This window comes from Jatrophihabitans endophyticus (genome assembly GCF_900129455.1).
In the GTDB taxonomy this organism is placed as follows: Bacteria; Actinomycetota; Actinomycetes; order Mycobacteriales; family Jatrophihabitantaceae; genus Jatrophihabitans; species Jatrophihabitans endophyticus.
In genome coordinates, this window is sequence record NZ_FQVU01000002.1 from 46321 (window position 1) to 60482 (window position 14162).

At 74.7% G+C, this 14162-nt stretch carries 9 protein-coding genes and 1 pseudogene; 4 read left to right on the forward strand and 6 right to left on the reverse strand.

Annotated elements, in window-relative coordinates:
• Nucleotides 1-19 precede the first annotated feature (19 nt).
• From BUE29_RS05445 to BUE29_RS05455, 3 genes are all read left to right on the forward strand, one after another.
• On the forward strand, nucleotides 20-1075 hold the full coding sequence (locus tag BUE29_RS05445; protein ID WP_073387293.1) for an LLM class flavin-dependent oxidoreductase: 1056 nt from the start codon (nucleotides 20-22) through the stop codon (nucleotides 1073-1075).
• Between the two features lie 37 nt (nucleotides 1076-1112).
• Nucleotides 1113-2348 (forward strand): glycoside hydrolase family 3 N-terminal domain-containing protein, encoded by a 1236-nt coding sequence (locus tag BUE29_RS05450; protein WP_073387296.1) that lies wholly within the window; start codon nucleotides 1113-1115, stop codon nucleotides 2346-2348.
• A gap of 91 nt (nucleotides 2349-2439) precedes the next feature.
• The gene (locus tag BUE29_RS05455) at nucleotides 2440-4074 is read left to right on the forward strand and encodes a methyl-accepting chemotaxis protein (RefSeq protein ID WP_073387299.1); all 1635 of its coding nucleotides are present in this window, start codon (nucleotides 2440-2442) and stop codon (nucleotides 4072-4074) included.
• On the opposite strand, the gene BUE29_RS05460 is transcribed toward BUE29_RS05455, so the two are convergent.
• Entirely contained in the window at nucleotides 4064-4807 is a 744-nt protein-coding gene (locus BUE29_RS05460) for a helix-turn-helix domain-containing protein (RefSeq protein ID WP_143168012.1), read from the reverse strand. The two genes, BUE29_RS05455 and BUE29_RS05460, sit on opposite strands and share 11 nt — an antisense overlap.
• Before the next feature lie 214 nt (nucleotides 4808-5021).
• On the opposite strand from BUE29_RS05460, the gene BUE29_RS05465 reads away from it, so the two are divergent.
• On the forward strand, nucleotides 5022-8798 hold the full coding sequence (locus BUE29_RS05465) for an nSTAND1 domain-containing NTPase (RefSeq protein WP_159440827.1): 3777 nt from the start codon (nucleotides 5022-5024) through the stop codon (nucleotides 8796-8798).
• 6 nt (nucleotides 8799-8804) lie between these two features.
• Here the strand turns inward: BUE29_RS05465 and BUE29_RS05470 are convergent, their stop codons facing one another.
• The 5 genes and pseudogenes from BUE29_RS05470 to BUE29_RS23625 form a co-directional block, all read right to left on the reverse strand.
• Nucleotides 8805-9881, reverse strand: coding sequence for an adenosine deaminase (locus BUE29_RS05470; RefSeq protein ID WP_073387307.1), 1077 nt, complete (start codon nucleotides 9879-9881; stop codon nucleotides 8805-8807).
• Between the two features lie 249 nt (nucleotides 9882-10130).
• On the reverse strand, nucleotides 10131-11408 hold the full coding sequence (locus tag BUE29_RS05475) for a thymidine phosphorylase (RefSeq protein WP_073387310.1): 1278 nt from the start codon (nucleotides 11406-11408) through the stop codon (nucleotides 10131-10133).
• 1 nt (nucleotide 11409) lies between these two features.
• Nucleotides 11410-11799: a cytidine deaminase gene (locus BUE29_RS05480; RefSeq protein ID WP_073387313.1), complete on the reverse strand. Its 390-nt coding sequence runs from the start codon at nucleotides 11797-11799 to the stop codon at nucleotides 11410-11412.
• A 7-nt stretch (nucleotides 11800-11806) separates the two neighbouring features.
• The gene (locus tag BUE29_RS23620) at nucleotides 11807-13102 is read right to left on the reverse strand and encodes an ABC transporter permease (protein ID WP_073389357.1); all 1296 of its coding nucleotides are present in this window, start codon (nucleotides 13100-13102) and stop codon (nucleotides 11807-11809) included.
• Nucleotides 13103-13168: 66 nt separating this feature from the next.
• Nucleotides 13169-14152, reverse strand: a pseudogene (locus BUE29_RS23625) (ABC transporter permease); the annotation flags it as partial.
• Between the last annotated feature and the right edge of the window lie 10 nt (nucleotides 14153-14162).

The window sequence follows — 14162 nt, forward strand, 5'->3', positions numbered from 1 at the left end:
GGCGCGCGTTGGACCGGCAATGAAGCCAGGAACGGCGGAGCCGCTGCCGCCGACGCCGCTGTCCGTCCTCGACCTCGCGCCGGTCGCCGAGGGCACCGGCCCGACCGAGGCCCTGCAGGCGACGATCGCGCACGCGCGTCGCGCCGACGAGCTCGGCCTGAGCCGGTTCTGGGTCGCCGAGCACCACAGCATGCCCGGCATCGCCAGCTCGGCGCCGGCCGTCCTGATCGGCGCGATCGCCGCGGCGACCGAGCGCATCCGGGTGGGTTCGGGCGGCGTGATGCTGCCCAACCACGCACCGCTCGCGATCGCCGAGCAGTTCGGCACCCTCGCCGCGCTGCACCCCGGCCGCATCGACCTCGGCCTCGGCCGCGCCCCGGGCAGTGACCAGCTCACCGCCCACGCCCTGCGGCGGGGGCAGGACCTCGCCGCGGACAACTTCCCCGAGGAGCTCGGCGAGCTCGCCTGCTTCCTCGCCGACGACTTCCCCGCCGACCACCCCTACCGCGACCGGGTGGTCTCGGTCCCGGCGCCCGAGCAGCAGCCGCCGCTGTGGCTGCTCGGCTCGAGCCTGTTCAGCGCCGAGCTCGCGGGGATGCTCGGGCTGCCGTTCGCGTTCGCGCACCACTTCGCCGGCACGCACACACTGCCGGCCCTCGAGCGGTACCGCTCCGCGTTCCGCGAGGGCGGCCTGCTCACCAAGCCGTACGCGATGGTCACCGTGCAGGCCGTCTGCGCGCCCACCGACGAGGAGGCCGACCGGCTCGCGCTGCCGTCGGCGCTGTCGTTCCTGCGGCTGCGGCAGGGCAACCCCGGCAAGCTGCCGACGGCCGAGCAGGCGGCGGCGTACCCGTGGTCCCCGGCCGAGCAGCACTTCGTCCTGCAGCGCCGCGACGGCCAGGCCATCGGCTCGCCGCAGACCGTCGCCGCCTCGCTGCGGCGGTTGCTCGCCGACACCGAGGCCGACGAGCTGATGATCACCACGCAGGTGTACGACCTGGCCGACCGGATCCGGTCGCTGGAGCTGGTCCGCGGCCTGTTCGACGACGCCCCGCTCGGGCTGCAGCAGGGCTGACCCGGCACCGTGCCGTGCGCCGACCTAGGGTCGGGGGATGCGTGCCGCCGCCGTCGTCCTGTCCGCCGTCGCGGTCGTCGCGCTGGCCGGCTGCTCCGGCTCCGACGGGGACGGGGCGCCGAACACGACCCCGGCGACGTCCGCGCCGACCACCGCGGGGGCGACCACGACGCCGCCGGGGACACCGACCCCCGCACCGACCTCGACACCTGCGTCGACCCCGGCGTCGACCTCGACCCCGGCCACGGCGGCGCAGCGCGCGCTCGCGCGCATGAGCCTGCGGCAGCGCGTCGGGCAGCTGGTGATGATCGACTGTCCGAGCACCGGCGTCGCCCCGGCGACCCGGACGGCCCTCACGCGCTACGACGTCGGCTCGGTCATCCTCGACGGCACCAGCCGCGCCGGCGCGTCGGCCACGCGGGGCGTCACCCGCGAGCTGAGCTCGCTCGCCGGGGATCGGGTCGGCCTCCTCGTCGCCACCGACCAGGAGGGTGGGCTCGTCCAGCGGCTGCAGGGCGAGGGCTTCGACCGCATCCCGAGCGGCACCGTGCAGGGGCAGCGGTCGGCGACCGCATTGCGCCGTGACGCGGCGCGGTGGGGGGCGCAGCTGCGCGACGCCGGCGTGAACGTGAACCTCGGCCCGGTCCTCGACGTGGTGCCCGCCGGTGGCGGCGCGAACCCGCCCATCGGCGATCTCGACCGGCAGTACGGCTCGACGCCGCGCGTCGTCACCTCGCACGGGCTGGCGTTCGCGAAAGGCATGGCCGACGCGGGTGTCGACCCGGTGGTGAAGCACTTCCCCGGCCTCGGCCGCGTCAGCGGCAACACCGACGTCGCGGCCGGCGTCACCGACACCGTGACCGAGGCCGACGACGCCGACCTGGGCCCGTTCCGCGCGGCCGTCGCCGCCGGGGTGCCGTTCGTGATGATGTCGACCGCGATCTACCGGCGCATCGATCCAGGGACCCCGGCCGCGTTCTCGACGCGGATCGTCACCGGGCTGCTCCGCGAGCGGTTCGGCTTCCGCGGCGTCGTCGTGAGCGACGACATCGGTGCCGCCGACCAGGTCGCCGCGTACCCGCCGGGCGAACGCGCGGTGCGCTTCGTGCGGGCCGGCGGCGACATCGCGCTGTCGGTCGTCGGCAGCGACGCCGGCCCGATGACGACGGCGCTCCTGGCCGAGGCACGCTCCGACGCGTCGTTCCGAAAGCTCGTCGACGCCGCGGTGTTGCGGGTCCTGCAGGCCAAGCAGGCACGCGGACTGGTGCACTGATCGCCCGACCGTCTGCCGGGTTCGCTCAGGTCTGGCGGAATCCGGCCGATGTCTGCGTCGAAGGTCCAGGGACGGGCCGGGAGAGGCAGACATGATCGGCGCAGTACGCAGGGTCCGTATCGGCTGGCGACTCGGGCTGTGCTTCGCCGTCGTGAGCGCGCTGCTCGGGGCCGCCGTGGCCGTGGGGCTGGGCACGCTGTCGTCGGCCCAGGACCGTGCGAACCACCTCGCCCGGCTGCAGCAGCTCGCCCACCAGATCGACACCATCAAGTTCTTCGACGCGGACGTGTCGGGCTGGCAGGTCGCCTACCTCGGCGACGCCGCGCGACTCGGCGGCCCGAAGTCGGTCGACCCGACCTCGGAGAACCGCGCCGGCTACCTCAAGGACAAGCAGGACCTGCTCGCCCTGCTGCGCCGGATCGACGTCGGCGCCATGACCGCGGCCGACCGGACGACGTTCCGTGAGCTGCGCAGCGAGGTCGACACCTTCTTCGCCGTCGACGACCGGATCGTGGCGCTGCTGCGCCGCAACGAGCAGACCGCGGCCAGCAAGGTCACCGTCGACGACAGCTACCCGGTGTACTACAAGGTCCTCGCGCTCACCGACAAGACGATCCAGGCGACGTCCGCCCGCGTCGCGCAGGCCGTCGCGGACGGTCGTTCCGCCACGACGCACGCCCGCTCGGTCATGCTCGCCGTGTTCGGTCTCGCGCTGGTGCTCGCCGGCCTGCTCGTCACGCTGGTCACCGCCAGCATCGTCCGCCCGGTCCGGGCCGCAGGTGACCAGCTGCGCCGGCTGGCCGGCCGCGACCTCGCCGTGCCGGGCCCGGCCCGCGCAGCCGACACCGTGGACGCCGCTGCCGGTCACGACGAGATCACCGACATGTCGCGCGCCCTGCACGACGCTGTGGCGGGGCTGCGCGAGACGGTGTCGACGATCGTGGCCTCGTCGCGGTCCGTCGAGGGCGCCGCCGCCCAGGTCGGCACCGTCGCCGACGACCTCAACACCGTCTCGGTCGCGACCTCCGCTCGGGCCCGCGAGGCCGCGTCGGCCTCGCAGGACGTCACCGGTGAGGTCGCCGCGGTCGCCGCCGGCACCGTCGAGCTGGGCGGCGCCATCGACGAGATCGCGCGCAGCGCCTCGCAGGCCACCGACGTCGCGTCCCGCGCCGTCGACGCCGCCGGCGGGGCGAGCGTGCTCATCGAGAAGCTCGCGACGTCCTCGCGCGAGGTGGCCGAGATCGTCGAGGTCATCACCTCGATCGCCTCGCAGACCAACCTGCTCGCCCTCAACGCCACCATCGAGGCGGCACGCGCCGGCGAGTCGGGCAAGGGCTTCGCCGTCGTCGCGGGCGAGGTGAAGGACCTGGCGCAGGAGACGGCCAAGGCCACCGAGAGCATCACCAGCAGGGTCGGCGACATCCAGACCGACACCGCCGCCGCCGTCGCCGCGATCTCCCGGATCAGCGAGGTCATCGCCGAGGTCAACTCGTTCCAGACGATCATCGCCGCCGCCGTCGAGGAGCAGACCGCCGCGACCCGCGCCATCGAGGCGAGCATCGGTGCCGCCGCGACCGGCACCCAGGTGGTGGCCGACAACGTCGACCGCGTCGCCGACGCCACCGGCGAGAGCGCCCGCAGCGTCGACGCCGCGCGCCGCGCCGTCGGCGACCTCGGGTCGGCCTCGGCCCAACTGCAGCGCATCGTCGGCAGCTTCACGCTCTGAGACCGGCAGCCACCACCAGCAGCACGCACGGCAGCTCGGCACCGGCGGGGGTGCAGTCCCGGCCGGCCTCGTCGCCCAGGTGCCAGTAGGCGGCGAAGCTGCCGGGCAGGACCGGCAGCCGGATCGCGACCTCGACCCGCACCCGCTCCCCCGGTCCGCACGCCGGGACGGGGGCGTCACGCGCGCTCGCCGGCAGACCCGGCGCCGCGTGCGCGCCGACACGCACCAGCCGGCGCCCCGACCACGGCACGACGCCGATGTTGTGCAACGTCCAGGCCGCCGCGACGACGGCGCCCGGGTCGAGCAGCAGGCCGTGGGGCAACGCCGGATCGGTCACGACCATCGCGTCGCCGGGGACGGCGCGCCGCCTCGCGTCCCGGTGCCCGGCCGTCGCGTAGGCGCCGCGCGCCTCGGCGAAGACCGACAGCAGCAGGCCGTCGGCACCCAGCACGGTGTCGTACCACTCCACCACGGCACGGTTGGGCCTGGCCTTGCCCGTCTCGATCTGCGACAGGGTCCCGCGCCCCGTCCCGGTCTCGCTCTCGACCTGGCGCAGGGACAGCCCCGCGGCCGTGCGCATCGCCCGCATCGACGCTCCGAGCCGACCCCACAGTCGCTCGGCCGGGCCCGCCGCCGGCCCCGCGTCGTGACGGGTGGCGTGCGGCGCGGCCGCGACCCGCGGGTCCGCGCGCAGGTCGGCACCCGGATCCCCTCGCAGCCCTGACTCGCCCACCGTCACGTTCCCCCCGCGATCGACGTCGGCGGCGGCCCCGCCGGCGGTTTCGACTATGGCAACCGGCGGGCCCGGCCAGAGGGCGAGCGGCGATACCCGTACGACCCCGTACACCCGACCGGCGCGCACCCGCGACGTGACTTACGATTCGCCGACCGGTCCGGGGGCGGAGGGGAACGTCATGGAGGCTGGGTCGTCGCCCGAGCCGCGGGACGTGTTGACGAGGGCGGACCTGGCGGCGGGGCTGCGCACCGTCCGCGCGCGAGCCGACCTGTCGATCCGCGAGCTGGCCCGGCGCGTGGGCGTCCCGCACGCGACGCTCGGGGGATGGTTCAGCGGGCGCAACCTGCCCACCCCCGGGCAGCTGACCACGCTCGCCGCGATGCTGCGCGAGTGCGGGCTCGGCCAGGCGGAGGTGGCGGCGTGGCTCGACGCGGCCCGCCGGGTCCGTGCCACACCGGCGCGGGTCACGCGCCCCGGGTCGCCCTACCCCGGTCTCGCGTCCTTCGACGTCGCGGACGCCGACGTCTTCTTCGGCCGGACGAGCGAGACCGAGGCGGTGCTGGCCCGGTTGGTGGCCGGGCACGAGCAGCCCGCCGGCTCGCTGCTCGCCGTGATCGGGCCGTCCGGGTCCGGGAAGTCCTCCCTGCTGCGCGCGGGGGTCGCGGCGGCGGTGCTCGCCCGTGACGGCGCCGGTTCGTGCGTCGTCACCACACCGGGCGACGACCCGCACCGCGCACTCGACGAGGCGCTGGCGGAGCTGGGATCGGCCGGTGTCCTCGTCCTCGACCAGTTCGAGGAGCTGTTCACCGCCACCGACGACGCCGCCACCCGCGCCGCCTTCCTCGACCGGTTGACCACCCCGCCCGCCGGCGTACGGGTGGTCCTCGGCATGCGCGCGGACTTCTACGCCCGCGCCGCGGCGGAGCCCGCGCTGGTGACCACGCTGCAGCACGGGCAGATCCTGCTCGGTCCGCTCGGGGCGGACGCGCTGCGCGACGCCGTCGAGGGGCCGGCCCGGGCCGTGGGCGTCACGGTCGAGCCCGGCCTCGCCGACCTCGTCCTCGCCGACCTCGCGCCGCGCGACTCCCCCACCGCGGCCCACGACGCCGGATCCCTCCCGCTGCTGTCGCACGCCCTGCTCACCGCGTGGGAGCTCGGGACGGGTCGGCTGCTGTCCGTCGCCGACTACCGCACCGCGGGTGGCCTGGACGGCGCGGTCCAGCGCACCGCCGAGCAGGCCTACGACAGCCTGGACGCGGCCGGTCGCGACGCCGCGCGGGATCTGTTCCTGCGCCTCGTCCGCATCGAGGACGACGTCGCCGTCACCCGGCGCCGGGTGGCCGGCGCCGAGCTGGCGGCGCTGCTCGACGCCGACTCCGCCCTCCGCGGCGTGCTCGCCGAGTTCGTGCGGCGCCGGCTGCTCACGTCCGGCGACGGCACCGTCGAGATCAGTCACGAGGCGCTGCTGACCGCCTGGCCGCGGCTGCGCGACTGGATCGACACCGACCGCGACGGGCTGCGGTTGTCGCGCACCGTGACGCAGGCGGCCAACGAGTGGGACGCCACCGACCGCGACGACGCGCTGCTGCTGCGCGGCACCCGACTCGCGGCCGCGGCCGAGCTCGCCGCCAGCCCCACCCTGCGCACCCGGCTCAACCCGCTCGAGCGCGACTACGTCGCGGCCGGGACCGCCGCCCGCGACGCGGCCCGGCACCGCGCCCGCCGCCGCACCCGCCGGCTGCGGCGACTCTTCGCCGCGGTCGCCGCCCTGGCCCTGGTCGCCGCCGGCCTCGCCGCGTACTCCCTCGACGCCCGCTCGCACGCCGCCACCGCGGAGGGCAGGGCCCGTGACGCGCGGGACGAGGCGGTGTCGCGGCAGATCGCCGGCCGTGCCCGCGAGCTGTCCGCCGCCGATCCGGCGCTGGCTGCGCAGCTGGCCCTGGTCGCGTACCGCGAGGCGCCCACGGACGACGCGCGCGGCGCGCTCGTGGACCAGTCGAGCCGACCGGCGATCACCCGCGTCCTGGGCTCCCAGGGGCCGACACCGCTCGCGCTCTCGGCCGACGGCCGACTGCTCGCGGTCGGGCACGCCGACACCGGCACGGTGCACCTGTACCGCCGGACCGCGGCGGTGCCGGTCGCGCTCGGCGTCGTACCGGCCGCCGACGCGGCGCGGCACCAGGTCTTCGCGCTGGCGTTCTCCGCCGACGGGCACACGCTCGCGGTCGGCGGCGAGGCGCACCAGGTGGTCCGGCTGTGGGACGTCCGCGACCCGGGTCGGCCCCAGCCCACCGGCGTGGTGGCGACCGGCTTCACCGACGACGTCCAGGACGTCGCGTTCTCGCCCGCCGGGACCCTGCTCGCCGTCGCCGGGACGGGCCCGCACCCGGTGCGCGTCTGGGACGTGCGGGACCCGTCGACCCCACGCGCCCTCGCGGTTCCCGCCGGAGCACCCGCGGCCGGCGTCACCGCGATGCGAGTGCGCTTCGCCCCGGACGGACGGCGGCTCGCCGTCGCCGCGAAGGACGGCGCGGTCCGCACCTGGCGCGTCGCCGGCACGGCGGTGACCGGCGGCCGGAGGGCGGCGCCGCTGGGCGACGCGCTGCTCGCGGCGGCGTGGTCGCACGACGGCCGCGACCTCTTCGTCGGGGACGTCGGCGGCAAGGTCGTCGCGCTCGATGCCGCCACGATGCGACCCCGGCACGCCGCCGTCACCGTCACCACCGGCAACGTCAACGCGCTGGCCGCGGCGCCGGGCGGCGCCGGCTTCGTCGCCGCGACCTCCGAGGGCGCGGTCAGCCAGTGGTCCACCGTCAGCTGGACCGCGCTGTCCTCGCTCGGCCATCCGGGCCCGGTGACGGGCGTGGCCTACACCCCCGACGGCACGACCCTGCTCACCACCGCCGCCGACGGCACGCTGCGCACTTATCCCGCCTCGGCCGGGCTGCCCACGGACGACAGCGTCTACAACCTGGCGGCGTCCCGGGACGGCCGCCGGCTCGCCGTCGCGACCAGCGGCACCGCCGGCGGGCTGCGGCTGTGGGACCTGCGCGACCCCGACCGGCCACGACGGATGTCGCCCCTCGTCACGATGCCGGCCGGCAGCGCGCCGATCACCGGCACGGTGGCGCTGCGCCGCGACGGCGCCGTCGTCGCCGCCGGGAACCCCGAGGGTCGGGTCGCGCTGTTCGACGTGCACGAGCCGGCCCACCCGGCCGTCCTCGGGCACGTGCTGCAGGCGCTGCGGTCGGGCTCGCTGGTCGAGTCCCTGACGTGGTCGCCGGACGGTCGGCTGCTCGCCGTCGGGGGCGACGACGACTCCGTGCGCCTGCTCGACGTCCGCGATCCGGCCCGCCCGCGGCAGGTCGCCACCGTGATGACCGGCGGGCTGGTGCTCAACACCGCGATCAGCCCCGACGGGCGATACCTGGCCGCGGCGAGCGCCGACGCGCACGGCTACGTGTGGGACATCTCGACACCCGCCCGGCCGCGGCTGCGGGCACGGCTCGGCGGCTTCGCCAGCTACGCGTACTCCGTCGCCTTCGCCCCGGCGTCCGACCGGGTCGCCGTGGGCAGCGCCGATCACACGACGCGCGTGTGGCGGCTCGGCGGCGCCACGGTGGTCCCGGTGGGGCCGCGCCTCATCGGCTCGACCGGCTACAACTTCGCGCTGGCGTTCAGTCCCGACGGCACGCAGCTCGCCGTCGGCTCCTCCGACGACGCGGTCCGTCTCTACGACGTCGCGGGGACGCCGATCCGGGTGCCCGTCGAGACGCTCGAGTCGCTCGGCGGGAACGTCTTCGCCCTCGCCTGGACGTCCGACGGCACGCATCTGCTCGGCGCCGGCCGCGCGGCCTCGGTGGCCGTGTGGGACGTCGACGTCGCCGCGTACGGCGCCCGGCTGTGCACGCGGGTGGGCGACCCGATCACGCGCGACGAATGGGCGCTGTACGCGCCGGGAGTCCCGTACGACCCGCCGTGCCGGTGACGCGGCTCAGGCGGTCAGCCGCGCGTAGCCGGGCTTGACGACGGAGTTGATGATGGCGAGCCGCTCGTCGAAGCCGATGAACGCGCTCTTCATCGCATTGACGGTGAACCACTGCAGGTCGGCCCAGGTGTAGTGGAAGGCCTCGGCGAGCAGCGTCAGCTCGCGGGTCATCGACGTCTGGCTCATCAACCGGTTGTCGGTGTTCACGGTGACCCGGAACTGCAGGCGCCGCAGCATCCCGATGGGGTGCTCCTCGATCGAGTTCGCCGCGCCGGTCTGCACGTTGGACGACGGGCACATCTCCAGCGGGATGCGCTTGTCGCGCACGTACTGGGCGAGCCGGCCGAGCTTCCCGCCGGCGGTGATGTCGTCGACGATGCGCACGCCGTGCCCGAGCCGGTCGGTGCCGCACCACTGGATTGCCTCCCAGATGGAGGGCAGCCCGAACGCCTCGCCGGCGTGGATGGTGAAGTGGGCGTTCTCGCGGCGCAGGTACTCGAACGCGTCCAGGTGCCGCGTGGGCGGGTAGCCCGCCTCGGCGCCGGCGATGTCGAAGCCGACGACGCCGTCGTCGCGGTAGCGCACGGCCAGCTCGGCGATCTCCAGCGAGCGGGCGGCGTGCCGCATGGCGGTCGCGATCGCGCCCACCCGGATCGTCTGCCCGGCGGCCGCCGCGGCGGCCTCTCCCTCGCGGAAGCCCGACAGCACGGCCTCGACGACCTGCTCCAGCGTCAGGCCGCCCTCGGTGTGCTGCTCGGGGGCCCAGCGGATCTCGGCGTAGACGACGCCGTCGGCCGCGAGGTCCTCGACCGCCTCGCGCGCGACGCGGCGCAGCCCCTCGACCGTCTGCATGACGGCCACGGTGTGCGAGAAGGTCTCGAGGTAGCGCTCCAACGACCCCGAGGACGACGCGTCCCGGAACCAGGTCGCGAGCTCGTCCACGTCGGTGGTCGGCAGCGCCCGGTAGCCGATGCGCCCGGCGATGTCGACGATCGTGCTGGGCCGCAACCCCCCGTCGAGGTGGTCGTGGAGCAGCACCTTGGGTGCCTGCCGGATGGTCTCGGCGCTGAGAGGTACGGGCATCCTCACACCGTATCGACCCGCTCCCCCGCATCGTCACTGGCGACCTCGATGTTCACTGGCGACTTCGCATGTCGACTGGCGACCTCGGGGCCGACTGGCGACGTGGGGCCGACTGGCGACGTGGGGCCGACTGGCGACGTGGGGGCCGACTGGCGACCTTGCATGTTCACTGGCGACCTTCGGGCCGACTGGCGACCTATAGGTCGCCAGTCGGCCCCGAAGTCGCCAGTCGACCTGGGAAGTCGCCAGTCAGGCGATGCGGTCGAGGACGAGCTTGCGGGCGGGGGCGGTGTCGCCGATCTCCCAACCGTCCTCGAGGGCGGCGAGGGCCCGCTCGAAGCGGACGGGCTCGTCGGCGTGCAGCTCCAGCAGCGGCTGGCCGGCGGTCACCTGGTCACCCGGCTTGGCGTGCAGGACGACACCGGCGCCGGCCGACACCGGGTCCTCCTTGCGGGCGCGACCGGCCCCGAGCCGCCAGGCGGCGACGCCGACGGCGAGCGCGTCGAGGCGGGTCAGCACCCCGGACGACGGTGCGGTGACGACGTGCGTCTCGCGGGCAGTCGGCAGCGGCGCGGTTGGGTCGCCGCCCTGCGCGGCGATCATCGCGCGCCAGACGTCCATCGCCCGGCCGTCACGCAGGGCGTCCGCGGGGTCGGTGTCGATCCCGGCACCGGCGAGCATCTCGCGGGCGAGCGCGAGCGTCAGCTCGACGACGTCGGCCGGGCCGCCCCCGGCGAGCACCTCGACCGACTCGCGCACCTCGAGCGCGTTGCCGGCCGTCAGCCCGAGCGGGGTCGACATGTCGGTGAGCAGCGCGACGGTGTGGGTGCCCGCGGCCGTGCCGAGCGCGACCATGGTGCGGGCGAGCTCCGCGGCGTCGTCGCGGGACTTCATGAACGCACCCGTCCCGACCTTGACGTCGAGCACGAGCGCGGACGAGCCCTCGGCGATCTTCTTGCTCATGATCGAGGACGCGATGAGCGGGATCGCCTCGACGGTGCCGGTGACGTCTCGCAGCGCGTAGAGCTTGCGGTCGGCCGGCGCCAGCTCGGCACCGGCCGCGCAGACCACCGCGCCGACGTCGTCGAGCTGCGCGAGGAACTCGGCGTTGGTCAGCCCCGCCCGCCAGCCACGGATCGACTCCAGCTTGTCCAGCGTGCCGCCGGTGTGGCCGAGGCCGCGCCCCGACAGCTGCGGCACGGCGGCACCGCACGCCGCGACCAGCGGCGCGAGCGGCAGCGTGATCTTGTCACCGACGCCGCCGGTGGAGTGCTTGTCCACGGTCGGCCGGGTGACCGAGCCCAGGTCCAGCCGCTCGCCGGACGCGATCATCGCCGCCGTCCAGCGCTCGATCTCGGGCATCGCCATGCCGCGCAGCAGGATGGCCATCGCCAGCGCCGACATCTGCTCGTCGGCGACGGCGCCGCGGGTGTAGGCGTCGATCACCCAGTCGATCTGGGCGTCGTCGAGCCGGCCGCCGTCGCGTTTGGTGCGGATGACGTCGACGGCGTCGAACTGTTCGGCCACCTCAGCCGAGGCTCTCGCGGCCGAAGGCGAGCGGCAGGACCTCGATCATCTGCTTGACGCCGTCGGGGGTGTCGACGAGCAGGTCGGGCCCACCGTGCTCCCACAGCAGCTGGCGGCACCGGCCGCACGGCATGAGGACGTCGCCACGCGCGTCCACGCAGGCGAAGGCGACGAGCGAGCCGCCGCCGCTGCCGTGCAGTGCCGACACCAGCCCGCACTCGGCGCACAGTCCCACGCCGTAGGACGCGTTCTCGACGTTGCAGCCGGTGACGATGCGGCCGTCGTCGACGAGGGCCGCACACCCCACCGGGTACTGCGAGTACGGCGCGTAGGCGTTGCCCATGGCCTGGAGGGCGGCACGCCGCAGCGTGCCCCAGTCGATGTCACTCATGCGTGCGCTATCCCCTGCTCGTATAGGGCTGGCCGTCCGCGGCGGGCGGACGGGAGCGGCCGATGAAGCCGGCCACCGCCAACAGCGTGACCAGGTAGGGCGCCATCAGCAGCAAGTTGGAGTCGATCGGCGAGTCGGCCTGCTGCAGCAGCGACTGCAGCTGGTCGGCGAAGCCGAACAGCAACGCGGCCAGCACGGCGCCGCGCGGGTGCCACCGGCCGAAGATCACCGCGGCGAGCGCGATGAAGCCCTTGCCGGACGACATGTTGATCTGGAAGGTGTTCGCCGCGCCACTGCCCAGCACCAGGAACGCGCCACCGAGACCCGCGATGGCCCCGGCCAGCCACACCGTGCGGTAGCGGGTCCGCAGCACCTTGATGCCGACCGTGTCGGCCGCGCGCGGGTGCTCGCCCACGGCGCGGACCCGCAATCCCCAGCGGGTGCGGAAGAGCGCGACACCCACCACGATCACGATCGCGTAGGTCAGGAACAGGAAGATCGTCCCCTCGAAGAGCGCCGGACCGATGATCGGGATGTCTGACAGCCCCGGGATCTCGACGATCGGGAAGTGCGGCGGCTGGTTGTAGGTGTCGGCCGAGGGCTGCATGACCTTGCTGTAGAGGAACGTGGTGAGCCCCAGCACCAGCACGTTGAGCACCACGCCGACGATGACCTGGTCGACGAGGTAGCGGATCGCGAGCACCGCCAGCAGCGCCGCCACGATCAGGCCGCCGACGAGACCGGCGATCGCGCCGATCCACGCGCTCGCCGCGATCGTCCCGACGAGCGCGGCCAGGAACGCCCCGAACAGCAGCTGGCCCTCGATGGCGACGTTGACGACGCCGGCACGCTCGCCGAGCACGCCGGCCATCGCGCCGAGGATGATCGGGATGGCGCCGGGGAAGATCGTGCCCTGCAGCAGGCTCACGACGTTCAGCCCGTTCGGCGAGCCGGCGACGGACCAGAAGATGAAGGCGACGAGCAGGCCGACGACGGTGACCGTCGCCGTCCACCGGCCGCTTGCCCGGCCGGTGAGCCGGGCGACGCCGGCGAGCACGACGAGCGCACACAGCACGAGGGTCACCGGCCGGGCCTGGATCGCGACCCCGCCCAGGTCGATGGCCGCGCCCGGCGCCGACAGCTGGAAGGCCGCGGTGCCCGCCGAGCGGCTGCCGAGCCCGAAGACGAGCAGCCCCAGGACGCCGAGCACGAGCTGCGTCACGCCGGCGACGAGGCGTTTGCGGTCGGGGGACGCCGCGCGTTCGTTGACGACCACGGCGAGGTTCGTGGCCGCGGTCTGCAGCGCCCGCCCGGTCGCCTTGATCCGGAACGTCGCTCGGGTCAGCCGCGGCGCCGCGATGAACACGACGATGACGGCCTGCATGACCAGCACGATGTCGACGGGGATCTGCACCTGTGCCTGCATCGCCGTGCCACCGGCGCGCAGCACGCCGAACAGCATGCCGGCCCAGAACGTCGGCCACGGCCGCATCCGCCCGAGCAGTGCGACGGTGATGGCGTCGAAGCCGATGTTGGACGAGATGCCCTGCGTGACCTGGTAGGAGTTCGAGCTGCCGAGGGCGAGCGCCACCCCGGCGAGGCCGGCGAGACCGCCCGCGATCGCCATGGCGAGCATCGTGGTGTTGCCGATGTTCATGCCGGCGGTGCGTGCGGCGGCCGGGTTGGCGCCGGCCGCCCGCAGCCGGAAGCCGGCGGTGCTGCGCGAGAGGAGCCACCACAGGAACGCCGCGGCCGCGATGCCCAGCACGATCGCGAAGTCGACGGGCAGGGCATTGCCCCACAGGTGCGGCAGCCGGGCGGTGCCGTGGACGACCTTGCTCTGCTGGTTGTCCTTCCCCTGGAACCAGGTCTGCTGCAGCATGAACAGCAGCCCGAACGACGCGACGTAGTTGAGCATGATGGTCGTGATGACCTCGTGCGCACCGGTCTTGGCCTTGAGCGCACCGGCGACGAGGCCCCAGACGGCGCCGCCGAGCATGCCTGCCACGATCGCGACCACGAGGTGCAGCAGCGGGGGCAGCGAGATCCCGAAGCCGACCGCCCCGGCGACGGTGGCGCCCGCGGTGATCTGGCCCTCGGCGCCGATGTTGAACAGCCCGGCCCGGAAGGCCAACGTGACGCCGAGGCCGGCGAGGATGAGTGGGCCGGCCTGCGTGATCGACGAGGCGATCGGGCCGAGCGCGCCGCTCAGCGAGCCGTCGCCGTGCAGGCTGAAGATCGAGCCCTGGAACAGCGCGCTGTAGGCGCCCGACACGACCTCCCACGCCCGCGGGAAGAACTTGCCGAAGTCGCTGCCCAGATCGCGTCGGGCCTCGTCGTCGGAGAAGACCATCAACACCGCG